We start from the raw sequence: 25,380 nt of genomic DNA, 5'->3' as shown, positions 1-25,380 counted from the left end.
CACAGCGGGCATGGCGGCGGCGTCACGCCGCCGTGCCGGTCCTCGCAGGTTCGGAGATCGCCGTTTCCTCCTCCTGCAGGCGTGCATACACAGTCGGCGGAACCCCGACATGGCGGGCGAAGGCGACGCTGAATGTGCTGGCGGAACTGTAACCGACACGCTCCGCGATGTCGGCGATGCCGCCATCCCGCCGGCGGAGCATATCCTTCGCCAGCGCCATCCGCCATTGGAGCAGGTATTCCATCGGCGCGACGCCCACCGCCTGCCGGAACCGCTCGAAGAAGGTGGATCGCGACAGCGCGGCTTCCTTCGCCAACTGCGCGACCGTCCAGGGCAAGGCCGGGTGCCCGTGGATATGCCGCAGGGCCACCGCAAGGCGGTCGTCACCCAGCCCGCGCAGCAGACCCGGCGACCCGGCGGACAGCATCGTGGAGCGCAGCGCCTCGATCAGCAGAACCTCAAGCAGGCGCGCCAGGATGACGTCGCGCGCCGGCCGCTGCGCACGTGACTCCTCGTTCACCAACTGCACCAGTGTGCTCAGCCGCTTCTCTCCACGGACATGAACCAGTTGCGGAAGCAGCGACACCAGCAGGGACGCATCGGGCGAACCGAATGCGCAGTAGCCGACAAGATTGCGCACCTCCGGCGGGCGATCGGCACTGCCGAGCAGGAATTCTCCCGGCCGCACTTCGACCGGAACGGTGTCGGCCGCTCCCGGAGGCATCGGTTCGATGCTCGACACCGTGAACTCGCAGGCCGCCGGGATCAGCACGAAGTCGTCCGTCTCAAGGAGGATGGGATCGTCGTTGCCGACACTCAAGCGGCACGAGCCGTCGAGAACCACGCAGTAGAACGGGCGTCGGGCCTCCGTGCGCCGGACCCGCCAGGACCCGGCCCCGCGGGTGAGCTTTGAGAATGAGGCGCTCGGCCGAAGCAGGCCGACCACCTGCGCCAAGGGGTCGATCACTTTCGGACTCCTGCAAACGAATTCCGGATTTCTGATTGTAGATCGTCCAGGCACCGCGCTCTATCCTCCGCTTCGCATTCAGCGACAGGAGCCATCCCATGAAGACCATTCTCATCACCGGCTGTTCATCCGGCTTCGGCCTGGAAACCGCCCGCCATTTTCTCGACCGCGACTGGACGGTGATCGCCACCATGCGCACCCCGACCGGGGATATCCTTCCCAACTCGGAGCGTCTGCGCATCCTCCGCCTCGACGTCACCGATGCGGACGGCATCCGGCAGGCGGTGGAGGAGGCGGGCCCGGTCGACGTGCTGGTCAACAACGCCGGCATCGGATTGCTGAGCGCCCTGGAAGGGGTGACGATGGATGCCGTGCGCGGGATTTTCGCCACGAACACCTTCGGCACCATGGCGATGACACAGGCCATGCTGCCCCAGTTCAGGGCGCGGAGGTCGGGCGTCATCGTCAATGTCACCTCCAGCGTGACCCTGAAGCCGCTGCATCTGCTCTCGGTCTACACGGCAAGCAAAGCGGCGGTGAACGCCTTCACGGAGTCCCTGGCCCTGGAACTGGAGCCGTTCAACATACGGACGCATCTCGTGCTTCCGGGCCGGGCGCCGGACACGTCCTTCAGCGCCAGTGCACGGGCCCGCATGCAGGGCGGCATTCCGGAAGCCTATGCACCGCTGGCCGAAAGCGTTTTCGCCGCCTGGCAGCAGCCCGGCCCGGTCACCCATGCCTCTGATGTGGCGGAGGCGGTCTGGCGCGCGGCGAACGATCCGTCCTGCCCGATGCGCCTTGCAGCCGGTGCCGATGCGGTGGCGCTCGCATCATCCCGGTGACCGGGCCGGCGTCGTCCATCCGCACGGCCAGGGCGCGCAGGCCGGAGGGCCGCGATGGACAAAAGCAGGAAGAGTGTGGAGCGGCTCACATCCCGGAATCCGGGGCTTGGGTAGGGTCTGTCCATCGGCAACACGCCGCATCCCGCGGCCCCGAGACAGGAGACCAGATCATGATCCGCACCTCCCTGCTGACCGGCTTCGCTTCGCTCGCCCTGTTCGCCGCCCCGGCGATGGCCCAGAACATCTCCGACATCTCCAACACCGCGGCCGGGATCGGCAACACCGCCAACCAGAGCGCGCTGGTCATGCAGAAGTCCAAGGGTCCCTTCGCCGGTCCGAACGTCGCCACCGTCTCCAACCTCGCCGCCGGCATCGGCAACACCGCCAACCAGGACGCCTTCGTGAAGCAGCGGAGCGGCGGCGTGTTCAGCGGCGGGTCGATGGCGACGGTCGGCAACACCGCCGCGGGCATCGGCAACCTCGCCGGCCAGAGGGCGACGGTGATGCAGAAGAGCGGCGGCCTGTTGAGCGGCGGCTCGGTCGCCAATATCGGCAACACGGCGGCCGGCATCGGCAACACCGCCCTGCAGCACGGCACCGTTCTCCAGCGCTCGGGCGGGCTGGTCGGTCCCTTCAACCACAGCTCCATGCAGAACCTGTCCGCCGGAACCGGCAACTGGGCGGGACAGAGCGCCCTCGTCAAGCAGCGCTGACCGCCTCCCCTCCTCCCGGCTTCCTCCCCTGACCTCGCTCCGGCCGGCTTCCGGCCGGAGCTTTTCTTTGTCCACGCGCTCCGGCCGGGCGCCTTCGGGAAAAAGCGCCGGCACCTGTGGGGCGCCTCACAGAAGCGCTCCCGGCACCCCGCTAGGCTCTCTTCAGGAACGCCGGGCAAGGGCACCGGAACACGGAAGCCCGAAGCCTCACCCCCACCGAAGGAACTCCCGCCATGATCCGCAAAATCGCTCTCGCCACCCTCGCCACCGCCCTGCTCGCGACACCCGCCGTGGCACAGCCCAAGACCGGTGCAGGCAACGGCATGCCGTCGCTGATGTCGGTGCCCGGACTGGTCAGCACCAACGTCGCCAACGCCACCAATGTCGGGGCCGGCATCGGCAACTCGGCGCAGCAGCAGGGTACCGTCCTGCAGGGCGGCGGCTCGCCCCTCCGCGGCGTCGGCCCGCTGGTCAGCACCAATGTCGGCACCGCCACCAACGTGGCCGCCGGAATCGGCAACACGGCCGGGCAGAAGCTGCTCGGCTTCCAGGGCAACGGTGTCCAGGTCGGGCTGAATTTCAGCGGCCGCGGACCGCTGGTCAGCACCAATGTCGGGATCGGCACCAACGTCACCGCCGGCCTCGGCAACAGCGCCGGCCAGTCGCTGACCGGTCTTCGCCGCTGAGCAACCCTTTCCTTCCCCCGCAACCCTTTGCCCACTTCTTTGTCCGGGAGGCCACCGATGGCGAAGTTCCCGATGATCCTGGTGTTCGTCGCCCCCGTCCTGCTGTCGACGGCTTTGACGGCGGCCTTGACGGCAACCCCGGCGCAAGCCGTCTCCCTCGCCTGCCAGACGGTCAATGGCAAGACCGTCTGCATGCGGGGCTCGGGGACGCTGAGTTGCGTAACAGTCGAAGGCCGGACCAGCTGTTCCGCCACGCCTTTAGACCCGCAGTCGCAAGTCGTTCCCGATGCGGACATCCAACTGCTCCCCCGCCCCGTCGCGCCCGACCTGCGCGGCTTCCTCGACCGCCGCGACTTCCCCTTCGGCCATCAGGCCCGCTCTTCGGACCTGGACGACGACGAAGATCCCGACCTCTGATCCCAACCGAACCGGAGACGCCGCCATGTCCCGCCTTCTGACCCTGTCACTGACGCTCGCCACCATCGCCACGGCACCAGCCTTCGCCGCGACGCCGACCATGTCCTACATGCGGGGCACCACGGTCGGCCCGATCATCCTCCAGCCGTCCCCCGGCATCCCGAAGCCGCAGCCCTGCCTGACCTGCGGCACGAAGGTCCTGCCGGGGATCACGCTTGGCCCCAGCTACGGCGGCGACCGCACCCTGAACCCGCAGCCGCTGCCGCCCAAGGAGCTCTTCCGCTAAGCGGGACTCCGCCTTGCCATCATGGAGATAAGAGCGGCCGGCCGGCGCCGGCCGCTCTTTTCGTATCCGGACGGCGCACGAACGGAGCAGAAGCGCCAACGACGGCGTACCGCCCTTGAGGGTGCGGGACGGGCCGGTTGCCGGCGTACCATGCGCCGGCTGGAGAACCGGTCCGCGATGTCAGCCAGGGGACAGCCATGACCGCGATACGGATCAACTTCGACAAGGATCTCGTCCTTGCCGGGCATTTCCTGCTCAAGCATCTGGAGCGCGAGGAACGCCATCGGCTGGCCGCCGCCGCACGGCTTTCCCACCACCCGCGCGGCGCCATGATCTTCCAGAAGGGCGACCCCGGCGACAGCATGATGGCGGTCATCCGCGGCCGGGTGAAGATCTGCTGCCACTCCATGGACGGCAAGGAGCTGGTGCTGAGCATCATCAACAAGGGCGGCCTGTTCGGCGAGATCGCCCTCCTGGACGGAGAGCCGCGCACCGCCGACGCGGTGGCGCTGGAAGAGACCGACCTGCTGGTGCTCGACCGCTCGCAGCTGATGCCGGTGCTGACGGCGAGGCCCGATCTTGCCTTCCGCATCATCAGCGTTCTGTGCAAGCGGCTGCGCCAGACCAGCGAGCATCTGGAGGATACGCTGTTCCTGGAAGCGCCCTCCCGTTTCGCCCGGGCGCTGAAGCGGCTGGGCGACGCCTTCGGGCGGCCGGGACCGGAGGGGCTGCGGCTGGACATCAGGCTGTCGCAGCAGCAGTTGGGCTGTCTCGTCGGCGTATCGCGGGAAAGCGTCAACAAGCTGCTGAACGAATGGCAGCGCGCCGGCGTGATCGGGATGGATGCCGGCTGCATCGTCATCCGCGACGCCCAGGCGCTGGACGAGATCGCCGAGTCCTGCGACTGAGCATTCCCTTGCGCCCTGACCTGTGAGCCGTGCCACAGCGCCTCGACCCGGGCGCCTCCATCATGCTCCCACACCCGGCCGCCAGTTCCGGCCGCCCGTTTGGAGGGAGCCCGCCATGTCGCCACCCCGCAGCATCCTTCTCCCCACCGTCACCGCCCTGCTGCTGACCGCCGGGACGGCCGCCGCACAGGTGACCGGCGGCATCGCCTTTCCGCCCGGCCCGATCCCCGGCGCCGCGATGGCGCAGGCCTTCGCCCAGACGCCGCGCCTGCCGGTGTCGGTGGACGCGACCCGCCGCGGCGCTCCCCCGGCGCGATGGTGACCAATCCCTCGGTCAGCCGGTCCTCCATGCACCAGCGGTCGATCACCCGCATCCGCGGCGACGCCGGCTATCTCGCCGGCTTCAGCAAGGGACAGCCGCTGGCCGCCAGCCGCCAGCCGCCGGTGCAGCCGGTCGATCCGAGCTTCACCTTCATCGACGCGCCCTTCATCGTGAACAACTTCAACAGCGCGCTGAACTTCGCCTTCGGCGACGGCAACGTCAGCCAGCAACAGCTTGGCGACGATGGCGCCGGACCGGTGGAAACCTCCGCTCCCGCGCCGGCACCCGAGCCGGAACCGGCACCAGCGCCGATCGCCAAACCGCAAGGTCCGTCGACGCTGGACCGGCTGATGAGCACCGCCGGGCCGTTGCCGCATCTGCCCTCGGCACTGGCCCATGGCGGGGTGCAGGTCAACAATGTGAACACCACGACCAACACCGCCGTCGGCAGGCACAACCGGGCCACCCAGACGACCGTCACGGTCCAGCGCTGAACGCGCTCAGTTCACGTCCCGCGCGACGCGGAAGCCGTTGGTGAGATAGCGCACATCGACGTCGTAGCTGTTGCGCACGGTGCCGTTGATGACCTCCAGCCGGTCGCGCCAGGATCCGCCGCGCAGCACCCGCTTGCGGCAGTTGCCCTGGGTCCAGGCGCTGCCGTCGGCAGGTGCGCCCTGGTAGTTGCGGTTCCAGCAGTCGGCCACCCACTCCGCCACGCCGCCGTTCATGTCGTGCAGGCCGAAGGGGTTCGGCTTGTAGCTGCCGACCGCGGCGGGAGTCAGATGTTCGTGGGTGCCGCCGCAATCGTCGCAGTCGGCCTGGATCCCCGCCTCCGCCCCCCACCAATAGGGCGTGGCGGTGCCGGCACGGGCGGCGAACTCCCACTCCGCTTCGCTCGGCAGGCGGTAGCGCTGTCCGGTCTTGCGGCCGAGCCACGCCACATAGGCTTGGGCATCCTGCCAATGCAGATTGTGGACGGGCGACGTGTCGGTGACGTTGACCATGCGCGGCATGTCGGTGCAGCCGCCCTCCTGCATGCAGGCGCGCCATTCGCCGACCGTCACTTCATACATGCCCAGCGCGAAGGGCTTGGCGATGGCGACGCGGTGGACCGGCCGCTCCGAGGCGTCGCCCTTGTCGTTTCCCATCATGAAGCTGCCGGCCGGCACCCGCACCAGCACCGGGCAGGTCGGGCAGTCCTGAAAGCTGTTGCCGGCGCCATGATTGCGCGCCGCCCCATTGGCCGGCCCTGGCGGAGCCGCCGCCACCTGGGGTTCGGCCGATTGAGGTGCGGGCGGCGGTTCGTGCTTCAGCAGGGCGGCGGCGACGAAGCCCTGCGTGCCGTCCTCCAGCGCGATGCGGTACCAGCCGCCCTCCGGCACGCGGCCGAGCACCTGGATGCTCGCCCCGCGCGCCACCCGGCCGATCCGCGCGCCGCCATTGGACGGCGCCGCCCGCAGGACCCCGTCGGCGGTCACGGTGTAGCGCCCGGGAGCCGCAGGCTCCAGACCGGGACCCAGCGCAACCTCCGCTTTGGACTCCGCTTTCGGCTGCTCTGCCTTTGGTTGGGACGCCGGCTCCGCCGGCTTGCCGGCGAGCTTCAGCGTCTCCATCTGGCGGCGGGCGATCGGGGCGTAGCCGCTGCCGCCGAACAGCTGCAGGAAGGCCTGATAGTCGCCGGGCTCCTTGCTGGCCTGAACGCGTTTCCAGACGCTGTCCTCCAACTCCGCCACCGGCATGGTTCCCGGTGGCGCGATCTCCACGCCGACGCTGGCCGTGGCGATGCCTCCGCGCCCATCATCGACGTTGTAGCGCAAGCTTCCCGCCGGTCCGGGTGCCGCGGCTTCCGGGTCGAAGGTCAAGGCGGTCAGCGCCTCCACGCTCAGCCGGTCGCCCGGCTTCACCACGGCGGCGCCGTTGCGGACGCTGCCGCGCTCCGGCACGGCGGTGACGGTGACGGTCAGCGCGTCCCCGTCCGGGTCGGCCGGGGCGTCGATCCCCATCGGGTTGCCGGCGGCACGCAGCTTGCGGTCCGCCACCACGGCCGGCGGCTGGTTGCTCGGCCGGATGGTGACGGGAATTGTGCCGGTGACCGTGCCGCCGCGTCCGTCGGCCACGAGGAATTCGAAGGCGCCGGCGTCCCCGCGGAAGCTGCCGTCGGGCTTGAAGCTGGTGGCGGCCAACTGCTCCACCGTCAGGTAATCGCCGATCAGCACGCTGCGCTCCCCGACGCGGACGGTGCCGCCCCGCGGCAGGCCGGTGACACGGGCGTACAGCTGGTCGTCGTCGGGGTCGGTCGGCCTGCCGGGCGACAGCGGCTCGGGGCTGGCGCGGTCGAGCAGGGTCAGCGCCCGCAGCTCAGCCAGCAGTGGAGGCCGGTTGGGCGGGCGCGGGTTGAAATAGAAGGGCGTCGCCCCGAGCGAGCCGTAGACGAACGGCTCCTGCCGCCCGTTGGTTGCCTGCTTCACCGTATCGCGCACATTTCGGAAGAACAGGCTCAGTTCCAGGCCGGGCGTCTGGAGATGCTGCAGCAGCGCCGCGCTGAAGGGGCTGTGGTCTCCGGTGCCGTCCTCCGCCAGCTGGTCGGCGCGGGTCGCCATCGCCACCAGCGTGTCGCTGGGCGTGTCGTCCACGCTGCCGAAGCCGGGATGCGCCTGATTGCGGTTCGACCCGCTTCGGGTCAGGCGGTCGACGAAGGGATTGTTGCGGCAGGCGTCGAGGATGAGGATGCCGAGCTTGCGCGCGCCGGCCAGCTCCCCCATCGGCAGGTTCAGCGGAATCGCCTCGTAGACCAGATCGCGTTCCCGCTCCAGTTGGGCATCGGCGGGCAGCAGATAGTTGATCCCGCTGACCTGGATGCCATGCCCGGCATAGAAGATCACCGCCACATCGGCCTGCGAGGCCTTCAGGCCGAACTGGCGCAAGGCCGTGGCGAAGCCGCGGGCGTCCAGGTCGTACTGCTCATCCACCGTGAAGTTCAGGGCCCGCAGCGCCTCGCCGATGGCGCGTGCGTCGTTGCGCGGGTTCAGCAGCTCCGGCGCATTGCGGTAGTTGCTGACGCCGATGACCAGGGCGAGACGGCTTTCCGGCGCGGCGCTGCCGGACGGCTGGGAGGTTGTCCCGGAACCTGCAGCGCCGGCCGCGCGCGCAAAGCCGGCCGGCCCCGCGACCAGCAGCAGGAGCAGAAGCACCGCGACAACCATCCGGCAGGGTCCGACCGGTCCCACCATCCCCGCCTCCCTACCTGAGCAAAGAGGCGCCGCACTCCCTCGATCACGTCCGTCTGTGACGTCCGTCGACGGTCTGCCGGCGAGGCTTGCGGCGCATAGCAATGGGCTGTTCTAAATGTTTCCGGAAATTGCCGGCAACCCGCCATGGATGGAAGAAGCATACCGGCAACAGGACTCAATGCCAAGACGCCCCTTCTGCCTAACCCTGGCAAAAGAGGGGTCAAAAAGCCGAATGGATTACTTCGCACATCGCCGATGATTTCTGATTGCCCTCAAACACAACCGTCAGCACTGCCGTTATCGATCAGAAGCCAGACTCGCACCGTCCTGATCTTGCCCTTCAGCGTCACCTCCCCCACCGGCAGCACGGTGCAACGGCCCTGCATATCCTGCCGCACCGCCTGCCAAGTGGGATCACCGACGATGATGCGGCAATGGCGGGACGACCGGGCGTCGACCAGCTTGCCGTAAGCCTCCAGCCGGGCGGCGGTGTTGGCGGTGTCCCCCAGCAGCGAATATTCGCTGTGGCGCAGACCGCCCAGGCTGCCGGCCACCAGGGGGCCGGTGTGCAGGCCGACGCGGATGCCGACCGGAGGCAGCCCCTCCGCCTGCCACCGGCGGTTCAGCGCTGCCAGTTCCCGCCCCATCTGCAGGGCGCAGCCGACGGCGCGGAGGGCGTCGGCGTCGATCTGCGCCTGCGTGGTGCGGGCGACCGGCGCGCCGAAGACCGCCAGGATCGCATCGCCGACGAAGCGCAGCACCACCCCGTCATTGGCGGTGACGATGCGCACCATGGCGTCGAGATAGCCCTCCAGCCAGCGGATCAGCGGTTCTGGCTCCAGCGCCTCGCAGATGGTGGTGAAGCCTTCGATGTCGGAAAACAGCACGGTCGCCGTCAGCTGCTGCGGGCGCGGGCGGTTGCCGGCCATGAAGGTCGCGCGCTCCCGCCAGATCTCCTCCGCCACCGGCTGGGAAACATGATTGGCGAACAGCTGCATCATGACGCGGCGGTCGGCCCGCTCGGTCAGGGCTGTCTGCACGGTCATGGCGGCGATGCCAGCGACCCAGGCCAGCGCCGGTGCCACCAGCGGCATCAGCGGCCCGCCCGCTGCGAACAGCGCCGCGGCGCCGGCCCAGGCCGCCGCCGGCACAAGCAGGCCCACCGACGCCAGCACCCACAACGGCAGCCCGGCCAGCGCCACGGCCATCCCGGCCGCCGCCATCAGCAGCGCGAGCGCCGCCTCCCCCGCGACGGGCAGGCGCGGGCTGCTTCGTCCATCGAGCAGTTGGGCCAGCACATGCGCCTCGATCTCGACGCCCGCCGTCGATGAGCCGGCGGGCGACAACGGCGTGCGGTGCTGATCGATCCCGGCCAGCGCCGTGCCCACCAGCACCATCCTCCCGACCAGCCAGTCCTTGGGCAGCAGGGCGACCGCCTCCGCCGGATAGACCGGGAAGGGGGTGGCGCCGTCCGGCCGGCCATGCCAGTCGATGCGGAAGGGCTCCGCCGGCACGCCGGACACGCCGCCGACGCGGGCGAGCTGCACCGGCAGGCTGGGCATGCCGTCGCCGCCGAAGGGGACATGCCAGCGCACGGCGGCATCCAGCCGGTCCTTCGCCAGATTGGCGTGTCCGCGTGGCAGCCCTTCGGTGAACTCGTTCAGGAAGCGCCGCTGCCGCTCGGTCAGCGGCGTCTGGTCCAGCGCCGTGATCGCGACCACAGGAACGGAGGCGCCGAGCATGGCGCGGCGCAGCCTCTCGTCCAGAGCCGGCAGGGTCGGCTGGTCGAACAGCACGTCGATGCCGATTGCGCGCACCCGCGCCGCCTCCAGCACACCGATGATGTCAGCCAGCATGCCGCGATCCACCGGCGACCGGCAGGCCAGCCCGGCGAAACTGTCCTCCCCGAACAGCACCAACGCGATGGCCGGATGCTGCGGCCGGGCCGGGGCCGACGCGGCGATCAACCGGTCGCCCAGGCTCTCGTCGGCGGTGCGCAGCGGCGGCACAAGCCTTGCGGCGGCAAGTGCCAGCAGGGCACTGCCCAGCACGACGGCCAAGGCCGGCCGCATCCCCGGCCAGCGGCGCCGGCCGCGCTCCGGCGATGCCGGCTTCTTCACCGGAGGAGCCGGCAATCTCTGCCTTGGGTTCGTGGGCGGGCCGTCCATGCGGCTCCTCAGCGAACCTTCAGGACGAGCTGCGCGGATGCCACCTCGGTCTCGCGCAGGCGGGACACCGTGCGGTCGAGCTGGATGGCGGCCTCCTCCGCCAACGGGCGGAAAGCGTCGGTGCGGCCGGGCATCTCGCCGTCGAGATTACGGTTGGCGGCGATGCAGCGCACCTCCAGATCGGCGGGACCGTCGCCGGCCCGCAGGGGCATGCGGTCGCCGGACAGGCTGACCGGCGCATTGCCCACCACGCGGGCGCTCATCGTGGCGCCGGCCGGAAAGATGGGAATCAGCTGGGCGCGCGCATTGCGCAGATAGCAATAAAGGTGGGCGTCGCGGTCGGTCTGGACCAGCAGCCGGATGTCATCGCCCGGCCGAAAGGCGGCCCCGGCAGCCGGATCGGTGGCCAGGAAGAGGCCGAGCGGCACCGTCGCATCGCGCAACGCCGCCGTCACGGCGCCGACCTGCCCGGCGCAGCCGGCCGAGGCCATGCCCACCGCCAGCGCCGCCCCGGCCGTCGCCTCGATCAGGCGGACATGCAAGGTGCCGATCATCGTTCCATCCGGCCGCAGGGCCGCAATGTCCGCCCCGTCCCTCAGCGGAATGCCCTGCGGCCAGGGTGCCGGGCCGGTGCCGGACCAACTGACCGCCGCGCGATTTCCGCCGGCCACATCCTGCAGCAGCAGGCCGTCCAGTCCGGGTTCCGCCGGGCGGCGCAGCGTGGGCGGGCTTCCCGCCCTGGCGCAGCGGACGCCGGGAACGGAGGGGTCGATCGTCAGCGCCCGCTCCAGCGCCGCCTCCAGCGGGTTTCCCAGGGCACGGGCCGCACCCAGGTCGCTCTGCATGAAGCGGTCGTCGACCGGCCCGGCGCGGGCCGAAACGGCGCCGTCGGCCATCTCGCCGGGAACCCCGTCATAGGGGCCGCGCAGCCGCAACAGCCGGCCGGTGGCGAACAGCAGCGTCGCGTTGGCTCCTTCGGGAAGCCGGACGGCCTGACCGTCGGCGACAAGCTGACCCTGGACATAGCCGGGCGCGCTGGAGGCCACGATCACGGCCTCCGCCTGCACCCCGGGGGCGAGGCCGCAGCCCAGGGCCGCGACGGCCGCGGCACCCAGCAGATGGAAGAGGGATCTCTTGGACATGATGGTCACCTCATGGCTTCGGGGAGGGATCAGTCGCGGCGGCGGCCTTTCGCGTCGTCGGGGGCAAGCAGGCAGGCGGTGCGGGACTGCGTCATCACCGACACCGTGCCATCCGTCCCGCCGCTGCGGCGGAAGCGCAGCCCATTGATCTGGCTGGCGATGCTGAGCGAGACGACGGCAAGGTCCGCCTCGTCGATGATCTTGTGGCCGTCCTGCCAGCACTGGACGCGGACCCGCGTGCCGGACGGGGCGACGTCCAGCCCGCCCGGGGCACCGCCGCTGGTGGCGCCGGAACTCTCCGGACTTTTCTTGCGGACCAGCGTGGCGTCGGCAGTGCCGGTTGCCGCCAGGCCGAGGCAGGCGGCGAGGAGCAAGGCGTGCTTCATGACATCCCCTCCGTTCCGGACGCCGTTCAATGCGTCGGCTTGAATTCGACGCGCCGGTTGCGGCCGTCATAGGCATTGGCGGCGAGCGGCGCAGTCGGTCCCTTGCCGTCCACGGTGATGCGCTTGGGATCGATCTGGTGGACGCGGACGAGATACTCGCCGACCGACACCGCGCGGCGCTGCGACAGCAGCATGTTGTAGGGAAGGCTGCCGCTGGCGTCCGTATGCCCCTCCACCGTCAGTCCCAGGTTCGGATTCTCCTTCATCAGCGCACCAACGGCGTCGATGTAGGAGGCGGAGTCCGCCGGAATCTCGGCTGAATTGAGGGCGAAATTGATGCGGAAGCCGAAGGCTTGCGGCGCCTCTCCCGCCTGCTCGGCGGCGGAGGCGGGCGGCTCGACTGCCGGTGCCTCCATCCGCGCCTCCTGCCGGCGCTGCTTGTGGGCGGGACGGGTCGGCGCCGGCTGGGCGGCAGGTTGGGCGGTGGGTTGGGCATCATACTGAGGGGCCGGCTGCGCTGCGGGCGGGAGGGGGCCGCACCGTAATTGATCTCGTCGATGGGGCGCGGGCGCTTGGCGGCGGCACCGGCCGCTCCGCCGATGATCTCGATGCTACGGGTGCGGATTTTCGGTTCCGGCGCCACCACCTCGCGCAGTTCCTCCACGCTGGGCGGCCGGTCGAACATCATCACCTTCGACGGGCCGGACCCTTCCACGGTCTGGGCGGATGCCGGTCCGGCGCAAACGGCGGCCAGCATCGGCAGGGTGGCGGCCAGGGCATGGGCCAGGAAGGGGGACAGGATGGACTTCGTCATCTGAGGCTCCATGGACAGGAGAAGGGACGGCGTTGCCCCTGGTTCTATCGCCACCCCCTCCCCCGCGCTGTGAGCCGGCCAACAGTCGGCGGCGGTTTTCCGGAGGGGGCCTACCCGTCCTGCGCCAGCGTGCCCGGCAGCACCTTCACCGACAGCCGTTTGGCGCGGGCATCGCTCCCCTTCGCCGTCGCAAAGGCATTGATCACGTCATCCAGCGCGGTGCCGGGGATGGGCTGCAGATCCTCGCTTTTCAGCGCCTCCGGGATCCGCACGCCGATCTCATCATGCGACAGGATGCAGGCCACCGTCTCTTCCGCGCCCGCACGGTCCATCCGCAGATTGAAGGGCTTCTGCACGCCGGGCGGGATTTCCACCTGCCGGCCGGCCTCGACGAAAGCGTCCGGCTGGAAACGGTTGGGGAAGATGCGGGAAACCGTGCCGGCGGCGTCGCGGTAATAGCAGTAGACGAAACCGTCCGCTGTCGGCTGCATCCGCACCACCAGCGCTTCCCCGGCGCGGTAGCGCGGCGCCGGTCCGCGGTCCGACGACAGCAGCAGGTCGAGTTTGGCCGGCGAAGGCTGGGGACGCGGCAGCCCCTCGCCCCCGGCGTTGCTGACGCTCTGCAGCCGGGCCGGCGGCGCTCCACCCTGGCCGGGCGGCTTGGCGAGCAGGCGCTGGTAGAGGTCGAAATCGATGCGCCCTGTGGCGATCAGGTCGCTGTCCGCCTGGAAGCGGCCGACGGCTTCGGCGGTGCGCTGGTCGAGCTGCCCGTTGACCGGTCCGTCGTAATAGCCCTGCGCCGACAGCGCCCGCTGGGCGAAGGTGACGCGCTCCGCCGGCGCCATGCCGTCGAACCAGCCGCGCGCCTCCGCCATGAAGGCCGGGTTGGTCTGGTCGATGCCCAGGCATTGCCAGTAGGGCACGCGGGTCAGCTTGCCCAGCACCTCGATGGTGCTGAGTTCGACCAGAGTGCGCACGCCCTGGTGCAGCCCCTCCGACCGGTTCAGCGAGATGTTGAAGGACAGTCCGGCCTTGCCGATCACCCCGCCGGCATCCGCTCCGCGCCCCGAGGACACCACCGCCAGCGTGTTGGACGCCGACATGCCGGGAATGATCTGGCGGGTCACCAGTTCCCCGACATTGAGGTCGACCGAGACCATCGACATCACCTGATCGGCCGACACGCCGAGGTCCAGCTTCGGCAGCGACAGCCCCGCCCCCGCCGCCTCGCTGACCACATTGTCGTCCAGCTGGGTGATGGCGCCGCGGATGTAGTAGGACGGCGCGCGGAAGTTCGGCTGCACGCCGATCATCCAATAGAGCGCGTTGACATCGTCCAGCGCCGGCTCGAAATCCACGAAGCGAAAGGCGCTGGAGGTCTCCGACATGCGGGAGACGGCGGTGATCAGCATCTCCTTCGTGCCGCCCGCCACCCGGCCGGTGGCGTCGGGCAGGCCGTTGGCGGTGATGTAGATGTCGCGCTTGCCGTGGGTCCACAGCAGCGTGTCCATGCAGCGCAGCGCCTCGCTGAAGCTGCTGATGGTGCGGACGGCGGGGGTCTTCGGCTGCTGCACCACGCGGGCCATCTCGCCGGAGGTGAAGCAGCCGCCCAGCGCCAGCGTCAGGCCGGCGGAAACCCCGAGCGAACCAAGGAACCGGACCATGCTCATCGGCGCTGTCTCCTGTGGGTTGGTGCGTCCGGGTCCGGATTTCCGGCTCTGGGCCGTCACCGCGCCGACAGTTGCTGGCCGCGGTCGGCACGGACGGTGATGTTGATCTTCTTCGACATGATCGGCGGGTCGTGCGGCACATGGTCGGCGTCGGCCAGCACCAGTTGCAGCGTGTGCCGTCCCGGCGGCAGTTCCAGGATGGTTTCGGTCTGGCCCTTGCCGAAATGCAGGTGCTGCCTGTCACTGGGGATCGGCTCGTCGAGGGCCTTCAGGTCGGTGTCGATCAGCAGATGATGATGCCCGGTGCCGTCCTTGCGCACGCCGGCGGGCGCGACGCCGAAATTGCGCAGCCCGAACCACACCTTGAACCGCGTGCCCACCACCTGGCCATTGTTGGGCCAGCCGATGTAGAGCCATGCCTCCTTGCGGCCGGGCGTCCGCGGCACAGCCGGCTGCGCCTGCTCCGCGGCCGGGGATTTTTGCTCGGCCTTCCGGTCGGCGGCTCCATCGGCCGCGGCCGCGGAGGTCGCCGGCACGGCCAGCGGTACGGCCGACAGCATCCCCCACAGCACCAGCTTCAAGGCGGCGCGCGGGCCGGGGCCGGCCGCAGGCACGGACAATCCAGTCTTCATGCTGTCCTCCCTGACGGAAATGGACCGGCCGGCATCGACCGGCCGGGACCGGTCAGCGGACGGTGATGGTCACCTTCTCCGACATCACCGGCGGGTCGTGCGGCACATGGTCGGCGTCGCCCAGCACCATCTGCAACGTGTGGCGGCCGGGCGGCAGTTCCAGCCGCGCTTCGGTCTGGCCTGCTCCGAAATGCAGGTGCTGCCTGTCGTTGGGGATCGGCTCGTCCGGGTTCGACAGGTCGGTGTCGATCAGCAGGTGATGGTGCCCGGTGTCGGCATGGCTGATGCCGGCCGGCGCCACCCCCATGTTCTGGAGACCCATGCGCACCCAGAATTTACCGCCGTTGATGACCGTCCCGTTGGGCGGCCACAGGATGTAGGCACGCGCGTCGGCGGGCGCTTTCGCCCGGTCGGCCATTCCCTGCCCAGCCAGAAACAGCGGCAGAAGCAGCAGGGCGCCGACTGCGATGACGGCAGTCCGCAGCATGATTTCCCCCTGTTTTCTTCATTGCCCTTTGTCTGATGTTCCGCATCTTAGTCTTCGACCGGCGAGCAGGGTCCCCCCGAATTCTTGGGTAATCCCATCCCGTTGAATGCACTTCGGTTCAGTGCCGTCTGCTTCCGAATTGGCTGAAAATCCAGGGCTGCTTCCCCATCCTTGCGGTATTTCCGGGATCCGGGGCCCGAGGTGCACGATGCGAGGGCCGATGCCGGTCAGCGCCTGATCCCGAACAGCTGTTCGTTCATCGCCGCGCGGTCCGCGGCACCGGCACCCGGCGCCCTGCCCTGCGGCGGCAATCCAGCGCCCCGCAATCCCGGCGGCCCGGCGGCCATGACTTCCACCCCCGTCCGGCCGCCGCCCATCCAGGGCGGAAAGGCGCCGCCGGCACCGGTCGCCGCCGGCGCGTTGCCGGCCCGGTGCGCCAGCATCGAGACCGCCGCGGCCGACAGCGGGATGCCGCCGGACTGGACCTCGAACGCCGAAGCCGGACGGCCGGCGGCCGCAACCGCCGCGACAAGTGTCAGGTACAGGGAGAGGACGGCAAATCTGCACATCGGGCATCTCCATCACGCAAGGACCGGAGCCGGTGAGGACGCCATCCTGCCGCGACCGGCCCGGGGCCGGCTGTGGTCCAGGCCACACCGTCGGCCGGAAAAACCAAGCCGCCGAAAGCGCCCTTCTCGGCCGGAAGGGGAGAGAACGATGTCCGGACGAACACTACCCTGATCTCGATTTGACAAAGGAATATTGCAAGCACAGAACTATCGATATCTCATTCAAATCATGAAAATCTCCATAATCGTCTTCTCCCGCCGACGCGGTCGTGGAGGAAAACGGTTTCGCACGTCCTAAAGAATCCGTGAAATGGAGTGAACGATGAGGGGCGACTTCCAGGATTCACTTGAGCGCTCTCGTGATGAACTTGAGCTGGAGACGCCTTTCCTCGACACACGCTTCGTCACGCAGGAGTGGGAGGATCGGGAACGGTCCTCGGACGAGACCGCACCCATCGGTACGGGGGCTGGGCCGGCGAGCTGGAGACGCCCTTCCTGACGGAATACCAGGGAGAAGCACCCGCCGACCTGGAGGCGGCGACCTTCGGCGAGATCCTGCTGGAACTCCGCGATCAGGAATTCGATACCGCCATCGGCACTCTCTCCCTCGAAGCGGCGGCCCGTGCCGAGCCCTACCTGATGGCCGGCGGCGAACGCGAGGCCGAACGTTTTTTGAACGAGTGGCTGGACCCGCTCCGCCGCGAAACCGAAGCCCTGTTCGAACAGGCCGCATCGGCGGTCGAGGGCGAGCAGTTCGAAACGCTGACGGACTTCGAATCCTCCATGCTCGACCGCTTCGCGCCGCAGCCCGGCAGCGTCGCACCGGAGTTCGAGGAATTCTTCAAGGCCATCAGGCGCAAGGTCGGCAAGGTGCTGAACGTCGGCAAGACGCTGCTGAAGAAGGGCATCTCCGCCGTCGGCAAGCTGGTGCCGATCGGCGCCATCCTGAAGAAGATCGGCGGCTTCGCGAAGCTGGTGCTGGACCGGGTCATCCGCTTCGCGCTCAAGCGGCTTCCGCCCCAGCTCCAGCCGGCGGCGACGCGCCTCGGCCGGCGCCTCGGCATCCTGCGCGAAGCGGAGGCGATGGAAGCCGAGATGGCGGGAGCGACCACCCCGTCGCCGGAGCTGCCGGCTCGCGCCTTCGACATCGCCGTGGCGCAGTTGATGCTGGCCGGCGACGAGGCGGAAGCCACCGCCTTCATGAACGAAGAGATGACCTCGCCGGCACCGCATCAGGAACAGCCTGGTCCGGCGGAGCTGAACGCGGCGCGCGAACGGCTGGTGACGCGGCTGTCGCAGTTGCAGGCGGGCGAGAGCCCCGGCCCGGCGATCCAGGAGTTCATCCCGGCCCTGCTGCCGGCCCTGAAGGTCGCGCTGACGGTCATCGGGCGGCAGCGGGTGGTGAATTTCCTCGGCGGCCTCCTGACGCGCCTCATCCGTCCCCTGGTCGGAGCCCAGATGGCGCGCCCGCTGTCGCGCGCCCTGGCCGACGCCGGTCTGCGGATGATCGCCCTGGAGGCCGAAGCCGAATCTCCGGAGAGGAAGCGGCCCGCGCCGTCGCCGCGACGCTGGAGGACACCGTCCGCCAGCTGGCGGAATTCGGCTTCGAACAGTTCGACCAGCTCGACGAGGCGCCGGAGCAGCAACAGCTGCTGGAAGCGGTCGCGACCGAAGCCTTCTTCCGTTCCGCCATCGCCCACATGCCGCCGGGCCTGCTGGACGTGCGGCGGCTGGCCGAGCGCGAGATGTATCTGGAGACCGCCGGGCCGGCCGGCGTCTGGGCGATGCGACCGTCCCCCGCTACAAGAAATACACCCGCATCTTCGATGTCACCGTCACCCCGCAGACCGCCGCCCGCCTCCGCTCCTTCGGCACGGAAACGCTGGCGGCCTCGCTGCGCGCGCGCGGCGTGCAGCTGCCGGCGAAAGCCAGGGTGCATCTGTACGAGGCGATCCCGGGAACGGTGCTGAGCGCCATCGCCCTGCTGGAAAAGAAGGTGCCCGGACTGGGGTCGGCCGGGGAAGCGGCGTGGTCGCAGTTCCATCCCCTGACCACCGAGGCCGCCGGCCTGCTGCTGAACGAACCGGGGCTGGGCCGCGACCTGGGCCGGAACTTCCTGGAGAGCCGCCACAGGATCGGCGTCGGACAGCGCTTCTACGTCCTGGAGCTGCCGCGCGGCGGCGGGAGCGTGGTCGGTCCGAAATGCTCGCCGAGCCAGCTCAATGTCGCCATCGACCTGCGCAGCAGCCAAGTGCGGGTCTATCTCTATCTCGGCGAGGCGGATGCCCAGCGCATCCTGGCGGCCGGACCGAAGGTCGGCGCCGACGCCGCCGTGCAGTTCCTGAACGGCCTGAGGCACGCCGTCACCAGCATGGCCCAGGGGCCGAGCAACCACGTGAAGATCTACCAGGAATTCTCCGGCGACCTGCAGGGCGAGGAGTTCTGGCAGGCGGCCCTGGCCGAAGCCGGCAAGAAACTGCTGGCCTATTTCCTGGAGGAGCTGGGCAAGGCGCTGCTGTCGCTGCTGAAGGCCGCCCTGATCGCCTATCTCAACCGTCGCTTCGAGGAGTTCGCCGAAGCAACGCGCAAGCCGGCCTGCGGCGTGACGCTGGTCTTCACCTTCAACCATCCCGGCCTGAAGGTGCTGCAGGTGATCCTCGCCAGGCGGCTGCCGGGGATGGGCGACGTACGCGCGGCGGTCGGGGCGCTGCGGCCGCCCTCCGTCGGCATCGTCGCGGGCTTCCGCGGGGCATGAACGATGACGCCGAGCGAGGCCATGCGGCTGCAGATCGCCCGCCAGATCGCCCATTGGCAGGCCGCCGTGACGACCATCAACGAGCCGAGCAACTTCGCCGCGGCCGAAGCCTGGGCGTCGGTCGAACGCTATTTGGACCTGTCCCTGCGGCGGCAGCTCCAGGGGGTTATCGACCGGCTGCGCAAGGAGGTCGCGGCGCTGGAGCGCGATCTGGCAGCGGTGCGGACGCAGGAGGAACTGCTGGCGGTGCAGGCGCGGCTGGTCCTGTTCCGGCAACGCTATGTCAGGGTGGAAACGACGCTCGACTTCTACGGCGATGCAATCAATACCCGGACGAATCCGAAGCTGCGGTCGCATCTGCGCGCGCTCGACCTGATCGCGTCGCGGAGCATGGAGGCGGTCCTGCGCCCGCTCGGCCGTCCGGTGCCGCCCGCCCTCACCTACATCGACAAGGGGCTGGGCGCCTCCATCCTGCGGGCCGGCATCCGGCTGTGGGACGAGGACACGGTCAGCCCGGCCGCCGCCATCAAGATCACCCGGCACAATCTCTACCGCCCGACCTCGCTGATCCACGAGACCGGCCATCAGGTCGCCCATCTCCTCGGCTGGACGGAGGAGTTTGCCGCGCTGCTGCGCAAGGAGATCGGCCCGGCGGCGCCGCCGGAGGTCGTCCGGATCTGGGAGGAGACCGCGTCGGAGGTGGTTCCCGACATCTTCGCCTTCGCCCATTGCGGTTACGCCGCCGTCGCCGCCCTGCACGACGTGGTCGCCGCCGACCAGGACAGCGTCCTGCGCTATCTGCCCGGCGACCCGCATCCCGTCCCCTTCATCCGGGTGCTGCTGAATGTCGAACTGTGCCGCCGGGCGTTCGGCGCCGGACCCTGGGACGACCTCGCCGCCTCCTGGCGCCAGCTGCACCGGCCGGAGCGGGCCGAACCGGCGACGCGCCTGTTCCTGGAACGCTCGCTGGAGCTGCTGCCGCGGTTGGCGGCACTGGCGCTGGACCGGCCGATGCGTGCGCTGGGCGGCCGGCCGCTGACGGCCCTGCTCGACCCCATGCGCGTCCATCCCGCGGCCTTGCAGAAATGGGCGGGTCAGCTTGGCGAGGCGCTCTACACCTCGCCCTACTGGGCCGGCGCCGAGCCGGTCCGCCTTCTCGCGCTATCGGGACTGCGCATGGCGCTGGAGCCCGGACGGGCCCGGGAGACCGCGCAGGAGTTCGAAGCCTGGACCCTGCGGGTGGGCAGCTTCTCCCGCGCGGCATAAGGAGGACAGCAATGCCACCGACCTATTGGCCGAGACCGCCGCTCACCCCGCCGGCCCTGGAACTCCAGCGCCGATACGCCGCCCATGTCCTTCTGCTGCGCGGCAGCCTGCCCGATGCGGAGGCCGCCATCGCGCCGTCCGGCGACGGGCCGCTGCGGCTGCAGAACCTCCACGACGACGGCACCGTGCGCCGCGGCCAGGAACTGCGCGTCGAAGGCACCTTCGAAACCGCACCGGTGCTGGCCCTCCTGCAAGGCCGCAGCATCCCGGTTCGGGTCGAATACGGCACGGAAGGCCGCGCCGCCGTCTTCCTGACGGTGCCGCAGGACTTCGACACGCCGGACGAACCGGCGGCGGTCACGCTTCGCTGGCCGTCGCGCAGCTTCGCCTGCGTGCCCCCGCTGCGGCTCGCCGCGCGCACCGTCACCGCCGCCTTCGAGATCGAGACCGGATTGGACAGGCCGCCGCAGGTGCCGGAGGACTGGCTGTCCATCGGCCGGTTCGACCGCCGCCCGGTCGCGGTCGAGATCGGCGAAACCGACTTGGCGCCCCGCGATTTCCAATGGCGGGACGGCATCCTCTTCGCGCACATCCCGGCGCACACCGAAGGCGGGCGGATCCGTGTGGTGACGGAGGACGGCACGCTCCACCGCAGCCACGATTTTTTCGTTCCGGCCCGGCAGCCGCCTGACCGGGCCGTCCACCGGCAAGGCCGGCGCCGCGCGCCCCGGCCGCCGGCGCAGGCGTCATCAAACCGGGGAGTGAGCCATGTTCTTCAAGTTCGCGGCCTGGAACAAGGGGGCCACCCCTGTCATCAATCCGGATGCGGATTGGATCGAAGCGCTGTTCAGGCTTCACTCCCGAACGCTGCTGGAAGCGCTGGACATCTTCTTCGCCACCCGCACCCTCCCCGCCGGCTATCCGGATTACGGCACTCCCGCCGACCTGCGGCCGACCGCCATCGGCGCTCCGCAACTGCTTGACGGAATCACCAAGTCGAACAAGGACGAACCCTTCGACCATCTCGCTTACGCCTATCTGGTCGAGAACACGCGGGCTTTCGAGATCTTCGACCGGGTCATCCGCGAATATGAGGCGGGCGAACGGTTCGAGACGCCCGATCCCGACACGGCGCTGTGGATCAGGACCACGGTCGACCTGTTCTACCGCGACCTGCCGAGCGGCACCGTGATGGCGCTCAGCAACTGGCTGCGCCGCGACCTGCGCTCGGTCCGCCGCAACGCCTATTACCGCCTTCTCGGTCTCGACCTGAACCATGGGATGGACGGCAACCGGGCCTATCCCTACGACAAGCCGCAGGCCGCCAACCGCGACTTCGTTCCGGCCTTCGAAGCGTTCCTGCGCGAGGTCTGGCGCGGGATCGCCAACCAGGCCAATGCGGTCGGCCCCAACGAGACCGACAATGCCGCCATCGCCGACCATGTCCGCCGCCTGCGCGAAATGCTGCGCATCCGGCGGAACAACGGCAACCTTCTGCTGGAGGAATATGTCGCTGTCGCCACCATGGGCTGGTTCCACCTGACCCTGATGGCCGACACGCCAGTCGTGCGGGCGTTGAAGGCGGAGGCGGCGAGCCCGGGCGACCGTCTGCGCAAGATCGGCGAGCGGGTCGGCGTTCCCGCCCATGCGCGGTCGGACAGCTATTTCAGCATGGCCTTCTCGCTGTCCAACCTCCTGTCCTTCATCGAGCGGGACAAGGACGCCACCGATCCGTCGAAGGCCTCCGCCTACTATATGGCGAGCAGCCCGCACCCCCAGCTCGTGAGCGACCTGCGGACGATCATCACCCACTGGTCGATCGCCACCGGTCGCGACATCAAGGCGGTCAGCGTGGCGCCCCCGCCGGCCGGCCGGCCGGCCCCGCAGCTCGTCCGCCCCGGCCCGGTGCCGATGCTGATCCGCACCGGCGAGATGACGGGCTGAGGCGGACGACCGCTGCGGCGCCTGGATATCTCCGGGTTATCCGCCTTCGTTCAGCGCGCGTCCCGGCGGGCCTGGGAGTCTTTGACGAATTGCGAAACCCGGCCGATCTCGCGGGGATCGGTATCGACGGTCCGCTGGTCGTTCGTGATCGCCCGCATCCCCTGGGACGAGGTCTGCCGGGCGGCGGGATGGTGTTTGCGCCGGTTGGCGCGCTTGAGGTCCAGCGCGTCCCGCGCGATGGCACTCTGCGGCCGGCTGGCCGCCTCTTCCATCCTGCGGCTTTCGCGGTTCAGGCGTTTCAGGGCGCTGGTGAAGATCTGCACCTTCAGCGCCGTGCCGCTGTTGTCAGCCGCCTCGCGCCCGCCGCGCGGCTCGGCCTTGCGGCGCATCTCGCGGCGCTGCTGGTTGGCGACGGTCCTGGCCTTGTCCCGATAGTCCCGGATCCGGCGCATGATGGCGGTGCGTTCCTCGTCGGAAAGCGCGCAGATCCGGGGATGGTGGGTCTGCTCGACCATTTCGAATTCCGCTGCCGTCAACCTCCGCCGTTCGGATGAAATCGGTACGCTCATTCAACTCCTCCTTTCGCGATCAGGACCGCCTCACGCTGTCCGCCATCTTCTTGGCGACCACAAGCAGGTCGCTGTCCGACGGGCTGCCCGCAAGCGTGTAGGCGGTGGCGCCGTTGCGCCAATAGACCAGCTGAAGCCCGCGCTGTTCGACGGCGTGCAGACCCTTGTCATCGACCGGTTCCTCGGCGACGACGAGAAGCGTCAGCATTTCGCCGTCCCTCTCGCGGTAGACGAACTGCAGGCCGATGCCGTTGTTCAGCGGCACCATGGTCGCCCGCACCAGCGTCAGCAGGTTCGGTTCCAGGTTCGGCAGGTTGACCGTGACGCTGCCGAGACGGTGGGGCAGCCCCTGCGCCATCGCCGTCAGGTCCGCCGGGGTCAGGTCGGAGAACGCAAGGCTCTGGCTGACCGCCGTCGCATGCATCTCGGCGGCCTGGTCGGCGAAGGCCGGCACGCCGTGCAGGGCCGTCTTCTGCTGATGGATCAGCGCCGCGACGTTGGCGCCGCCGACCAGCAGCAGGACCGCCGCCGCCAGCGGTCCGAAGCGCCGGACGGCGCGCTCCAGGCGCAGGCGGCCGTACAGGCGCCCGATCAGGCTTTCCGTCTGCCGGGGAGGATCGCCGAGCATCTGCGCGAAGCCCTGACGCAGCGCCTCCCTCTGATGCAGATAGTCGTGCAGCCGTGCGGCGACCGCGGGGTGGGAGGCCAGGAAGGCCTCGAACGCCAGCCGACGCTGGGGGTCAAGCTCGCCGTCGATGTAGGCGTGCAGGTCGGCTTCCCGATCACCGTTCATCCCGTTCCCCATCATGGCTCATTTCACCACCCGCAAAGGGGCTTGCCGTCGTCCCCGCGCACGTCGGCGCGCAACGCCTCCCGCCCGCGCCCCAGCCGCGACATCAGCGTTCCCAGGGGGATGCCGAGAATCGCGGCGGCCTCCTGGTAGCTCATCCCGTCGACCGCCACCAGGGTCAGCGCCCGCCGCTGGTCCTCGGGAAGCCGGGCGAAGGCCTCCATGGTGCGGGCGAGTTCGACATGGCTGGGCTGGTTGGGGGCGATGTCGCTGTGAACGAGGGGTTCGATGGAGGCCGCCGCGCGGGTCCGCACCTGGTCCCGCCGCCGGTCGCTGACATGGACGTTGTGCAGGATGCCGAACAACCAGGAGCGCAGGTTGCCGTCGGGCCGGTATGTCCGGGCGCCGGCGATGGCCCGCATCAGCGTCTCCTGCACGAGATCCTCCGCATCGTCCCGGTTGCGCACCAGGGTCAATGCGTAGCGGCGCAAGCTGCGGACCTGATCGGACAACTGACTTCGCAGGCTGAACGTCACATCGTCGCTCCATGATCGGCTTGCGGAACGGGCTGCTTCCATATGTTCGCGCGGCGGAGCATTTTAATCCCCGGCCGGGACGGATCGGCGTCGCCACCCCGCCATCATTGGGCGAACGGCACCAGGAGCAGGGCCGTGCCGGACACCAGCATCGCCGCCAGGCTCCGCCGCGCGATGACCACCGAGGCGGTCCCCGGCTCCATCTCTTCCAGCCGCATCGCCAGCAGGGCGCCGAAGAAGCCGGACACGGACGCCACCACATGCACCAGCGCCAGCGCGTTCAGCACCGGCAGGCCAAGGAGGAGCGCGACGACCACCAGGGTGGTTCCGTAGAGAAGCGCCTGGATCAGGATCGGCGCCCAATGTTCGCGCGCGACATAGGCCTCGAAGCCTTCGGCGAAGAGACTGGAGCGCTCGTCGGGGTCGGTGTGCAGGCTCATGACGGTCCTCCGCTTTCAATCGTTTCCGCCGTTCAGGCGCCGCGACGCACGGGTCGCGTTCGCCCGCGGCATGGCGCCGAACGACAGGAACATCAGCAGGATCAGCGCGACCCCGATGGAATAGGGCGCCCAGGCTCCGAGCTGCTCGTCGGTGATCCAGTCCAGCGCCAGCAGGAAGCAGATGGCGGTGATTGCGGCGATGGCGAGGGCAACGGTCCAGCGTGGAAAGGTCATGGCGGCCTCCGCGGTTCGGATGGCTCGATGCGGTCACGTCGTTCCGCCCAGGGGCGGCGCCCGTTCCGATCGTTCCTTTGAATTACGCTCGGGCCCGGGGATTAATCCGCCGGATTCGCCGGAAATCGCGAGCACCGGACATGGCCGGACACCCCGGAGGATGTCCCGCGGAGGAAAAGGGGTCGACGGCAAGAAGTGTTATGTTATAACATAACATGTATGCGTACCGACGAACGACCGGACAGGTATGAAGGATGAGCCATTTGCAGACACTCTCCCCGGCCTTCGGGGACAGGAACGGAACCGCCCGGCAAGGAAAATTCCGGCCGGCCTTCCGCTTCGAACCTTGACCTGTGCGGCCGGCTCGCTCATGAATGGCCCCGGTACTGGTTCTTCCGGCGGTCGCCGCCGGAAGCTAAGAGGGAATCCGGTGAGCCGCATCGCGCGGCGAGACCGGAGCTGTCCCCGCAACTGTGAGCGGTGAGCCGTTCCGTCATTTTCCTGCCACTGGCGCCCAAGGGCGCTGGGAAGGCCGGACGGACCGGTGTCGACCCGCAAGCCAGGAGACCTGCCAGCACCACAACGAAACGTCCTCGGGCGGGGTGTC

29 protein-coding genes and 1 riboswitch are annotated in these 25,380 nt (G+C 69.3%); of the genes, 12 read left to right on the top strand and 17 right to left on the bottom strand.

Going from position 1 to position 25,380, the window contains the following annotated elements:
- Positions 1 to 22 precede the first annotated feature (22 nt).
- Entirely contained in the window at positions 23 to 967 is a 945-nt protein-coding gene (locus AB8P05_RS17015; RefSeq protein WP_472759463.1) for an AraC family transcriptional regulator, read from the bottom strand.
- A 98-nt stretch (positions 968 to 1,065) separates the two neighbouring features.
- Here AB8P05_RS17015 and AB8P05_RS17010 point away from each other — a divergent pair, with 98 nt between their 5' ends.
- The 8 genes from AB8P05_RS17010 (at position 1,066) to AB8P05_RS16975 (ending at position 5,635) form a co-directional block, all read left to right on the top strand.
- Positions 1,066 to 1,809, top strand: coding sequence for an SDR family oxidoreductase (locus tag AB8P05_RS17010; RefSeq protein ID WP_472759462.1), 744 nt, complete (start codon positions 1,066 to 1,068; stop codon positions 1,807 to 1,809).
- A 170-nt stretch (positions 1,810 to 1,979) separates the two neighbouring features.
- A complete protein-coding gene (locus AB8P05_RS17005; RefSeq protein WP_472759461.1) occupies positions 1,980 to 2,522 on the top strand; it encodes a hypothetical protein in 543 nt (180 codons plus the stop codon).
- A 233-nt stretch (positions 2,523 to 2,755) separates the two neighbouring features.
- Positions 2,756 to 3,208, top strand: a complete 453-nt coding sequence (locus AB8P05_RS17000) for a hypothetical protein (protein WP_472759460.1) — start codon at positions 2,756 to 2,758, stop codon at positions 3,206 to 3,208.
- A 57-nt stretch (positions 3,209 to 3,265) separates the two neighbouring features.
- Complete coding sequence (locus AB8P05_RS16995) at positions 3,266 to 3,625, top strand: hypothetical protein (protein WP_472759459.1); 360 nt, start codon at positions 3,266 to 3,268, stop codon at positions 3,623 to 3,625.
- 25 nt (positions 3,626 to 3,650) lie between these two features.
- Positions 3,651 to 3,911, top strand: coding sequence for a hypothetical protein (locus AB8P05_RS16990; protein ID WP_472759458.1), 261 nt, complete (start codon positions 3,651 to 3,653; stop codon positions 3,909 to 3,911).
- Between the two features lie 197 nt (positions 3,912 to 4,108).
- Positions 4,109 to 4,819, top strand: coding sequence for a Crp/Fnr family transcriptional regulator (locus AB8P05_RS16985; RefSeq protein WP_455173604.1), 711 nt, complete (start codon positions 4,109 to 4,111; stop codon positions 4,817 to 4,819).
- A 115-nt stretch (positions 4,820 to 4,934) separates the two neighbouring features.
- Positions 4,935 to 5,141 (top strand): hypothetical protein, encoded by a 207-nt coding sequence (locus tag AB8P05_RS16980; protein ID WP_472759457.1) that lies wholly within the window; start codon positions 4,935 to 4,937, stop codon positions 5,139 to 5,141.
- A complete protein-coding gene (locus AB8P05_RS16975; RefSeq protein WP_472759456.1) occupies positions 5,135 to 5,635 on the top strand; it encodes a hypothetical protein in 501 nt (166 codons plus the stop codon). Before AB8P05_RS16980 ends, AB8P05_RS16975 begins: the two co-directional genes overlap by 7 nt.
- Before the next feature lie 6 nt (positions 5,636 to 5,641).
- Here the strand turns inward: AB8P05_RS16975 and AB8P05_RS16970 are convergent, their stop codons facing one another.
- The 5 genes from AB8P05_RS16970 to AB8P05_RS16950 form a co-directional block, all read right to left on the bottom strand.
- Positions 5,642 to 8,332 (bottom strand): SUMF1/EgtB/PvdO family nonheme iron enzyme, encoded by a 2,691-nt coding sequence (locus tag AB8P05_RS16970; protein WP_472759455.1) that lies wholly within the window; start codon positions 8,330 to 8,332, stop codon positions 5,642 to 5,644.
- A 311-nt stretch (positions 8,333 to 8,643) separates the two neighbouring features.
- On the bottom strand, positions 8,644 to 10,491 hold the full coding sequence (locus AB8P05_RS16965; RefSeq protein WP_472759454.1) for a CHASE2 domain-containing protein: 1,848 nt from the start codon (positions 10,489 to 10,491) through the stop codon (positions 8,644 to 8,646).
- Between the two features lie 56 nt (positions 10,492 to 10,547).
- On the bottom strand, positions 10,548 to 11,681 hold the full coding sequence (locus tag AB8P05_RS16960) for a hypothetical protein (RefSeq protein ID WP_472759453.1): 1,134 nt from the start codon (positions 11,679 to 11,681) through the stop codon (positions 10,548 to 10,550).
- A 29-nt stretch (positions 11,682 to 11,710) separates the two neighbouring features.
- On the bottom strand, positions 11,711 to 12,067 hold the full coding sequence (locus tag AB8P05_RS16955) for a hypothetical protein (RefSeq protein WP_472759452.1): 357 nt from the start codon (positions 12,065 to 12,067) through the stop codon (positions 11,711 to 11,713).
- Between the two features lie 26 nt (positions 12,068 to 12,093).
- Positions 12,094 to 12,483 carry an OmpA family protein gene (locus tag AB8P05_RS16950; RefSeq protein WP_472759451.1) on the bottom strand — a complete coding sequence of 130 codons (390 nt, stop codon included), beginning with the start codon at positions 12,481 to 12,483 and terminating at the stop codon, positions 12,094 to 12,096.
- A gap of 156 nt (positions 12,484 to 12,639) precedes the next feature.
- On the opposite strand from AB8P05_RS16950, the gene AB8P05_RS16945 reads away from it, so the two are divergent.
- Positions 12,640 to 12,885, top strand: coding sequence for a hypothetical protein (locus AB8P05_RS16945; RefSeq protein WP_472759450.1), 246 nt, complete (start codon positions 12,640 to 12,642; stop codon positions 12,883 to 12,885).
- 106 nt (positions 12,886 to 12,991) lie between these two features.
- Here the strand turns inward: AB8P05_RS16945 and AB8P05_RS16940 are convergent, their stop codons facing one another.
- The 6 genes from AB8P05_RS16940 to AB8P05_RS16915 form a co-directional block, all read right to left on the bottom strand.
- Positions 12,992 to 14,551: a DUF4384 domain-containing protein gene (locus AB8P05_RS16940; RefSeq protein WP_472759449.1), complete on the bottom strand. Its 1,560-nt coding sequence runs from the start codon at positions 14,549 to 14,551 to the stop codon at positions 12,992 to 12,994.
- A 56-nt stretch (positions 14,552 to 14,607) separates the two neighbouring features.
- Positions 14,608 to 15,183, bottom strand: coding sequence for a DUF4399 domain-containing protein (locus AB8P05_RS16935; protein ID WP_472759448.1), 576 nt, complete (start codon positions 15,181 to 15,183; stop codon positions 14,608 to 14,610).
- A 52-nt stretch (positions 15,184 to 15,235) separates the two neighbouring features.
- Complete coding sequence (locus AB8P05_RS16930) at positions 15,236 to 15,670, bottom strand: DUF4399 domain-containing protein (RefSeq protein WP_455173595.1); 435 nt, start codon at positions 15,668 to 15,670, stop codon at positions 15,236 to 15,238.
- A gap of 227 nt (positions 15,671 to 15,897) precedes the next feature.
- The gene (locus AB8P05_RS16925) at positions 15,898 to 16,239 is read right to left on the bottom strand and encodes a hypothetical protein (RefSeq protein WP_472759447.1); all 342 of its coding nucleotides are present in this window, start codon (positions 16,237 to 16,239) and stop codon (positions 15,898 to 15,900) included.
- Between the two features lie 294 nt (positions 16,240 to 16,533).
- Positions 16,534 to 17,472, bottom strand: a complete 939-nt coding sequence (locus AB8P05_RS16920; protein ID WP_472759446.1) for a hypothetical protein — start codon at positions 17,470 to 17,472, stop codon at positions 16,534 to 16,536.
- Positions 17,472 to 17,939: a hypothetical protein gene (locus AB8P05_RS16915; RefSeq protein WP_472759445.1), complete on the bottom strand. Its 468-nt coding sequence runs from the start codon at positions 17,937 to 17,939 to the stop codon at positions 17,472 to 17,474. Before AB8P05_RS16915 ends, AB8P05_RS16920 begins: the two co-directional genes overlap by 1 nt.
- 233 nt (positions 17,940 to 18,172) lie before the next feature.
- Here AB8P05_RS16915 and AB8P05_RS16910 point away from each other — a divergent pair, with 233 nt between their 5' ends.
- From AB8P05_RS16910 to AB8P05_RS16900, 3 genes are all read left to right on the top strand, one after another.
- Positions 18,173 to 18,994, top strand: a complete 822-nt coding sequence (locus tag AB8P05_RS16910) for a hypothetical protein (protein WP_472759444.1) — start codon at positions 18,173 to 18,175, stop codon at positions 18,992 to 18,994.
- 3 nt (positions 18,995 to 18,997) lie between these two features.
- The gene (locus AB8P05_RS16905; RefSeq protein ID WP_472759443.1) at positions 18,998 to 20,260 is read left to right on the top strand and encodes a hypothetical protein; all 1,263 of its coding nucleotides are present in this window, start codon (positions 18,998 to 19,000) and stop codon (positions 20,258 to 20,260) included.
- Between the two features lie 768 nt (positions 20,261 to 21,028).
- Entirely contained in the window at positions 21,029 to 22,204 is a 1,176-nt protein-coding gene (locus AB8P05_RS16900) for a hypothetical protein (RefSeq protein WP_472759442.1), read from the top strand.
- Positions 22,205 to 22,254: 50 nt separating this feature from the next.
- Here AB8P05_RS16900 and AB8P05_RS16895 read toward each other — a convergent pair whose 3' ends face one another.
- The 5 genes from AB8P05_RS16895 to AB8P05_RS16875 all read right to left on the bottom strand — a co-directional run bounded on the left by AB8P05_RS16895 (position 22,255) and on the right by AB8P05_RS16875 (position 24,773).
- Positions 22,255 to 22,719: a hypothetical protein gene (locus tag AB8P05_RS16895; RefSeq protein WP_472759441.1), complete on the bottom strand. Its 465-nt coding sequence runs from the start codon at positions 22,717 to 22,719 to the stop codon at positions 22,255 to 22,257.
- Between the two features lie 73 nt (positions 22,720 to 22,792).
- On the bottom strand, positions 22,793 to 23,566 hold the full coding sequence (locus tag AB8P05_RS16890; RefSeq protein WP_472759440.1) for an anti-sigma factor family protein: 774 nt from the start codon (positions 23,564 to 23,566) through the stop codon (positions 22,793 to 22,795).
- A 23-nt stretch (positions 23,567 to 23,589) separates the two neighbouring features.
- Positions 23,590 to 24,099, bottom strand: a complete 510-nt coding sequence (locus AB8P05_RS16885) for a sigma-70 family RNA polymerase sigma factor (RefSeq protein WP_472759439.1) — start codon at positions 24,097 to 24,099, stop codon at positions 23,590 to 23,592.
- Positions 24,100 to 24,203: 104 nt separating this feature from the next.
- Positions 24,204 to 24,539, bottom strand: coding sequence for a hypothetical protein (locus tag AB8P05_RS16880; RefSeq protein WP_472759438.1), 336 nt, complete (start codon positions 24,537 to 24,539; stop codon positions 24,204 to 24,206).
- A gap of 15 nt (positions 24,540 to 24,554) precedes the next feature.
- Positions 24,555 to 24,773, bottom strand: a complete 219-nt coding sequence (locus AB8P05_RS16875; protein ID WP_455173585.1) for a hypothetical protein — start codon at positions 24,771 to 24,773, stop codon at positions 24,555 to 24,557.
- Positions 24,774 to 25,143: 370 nt separating this feature from the next.
- Positions 25,144 to 25,363: riboswitch (cobalamin riboswitch) on the top strand.
- Positions 25,364 to 25,380 lie beyond the last annotated feature (17 nt).

Source organism: Azospirillum sp. VT-I1, from assembly GCF_055698305.1.
Note: the sequence above shows the minus strand (reverse complement) of the source record. Positions and strands in the feature narration are given on the sequence as shown.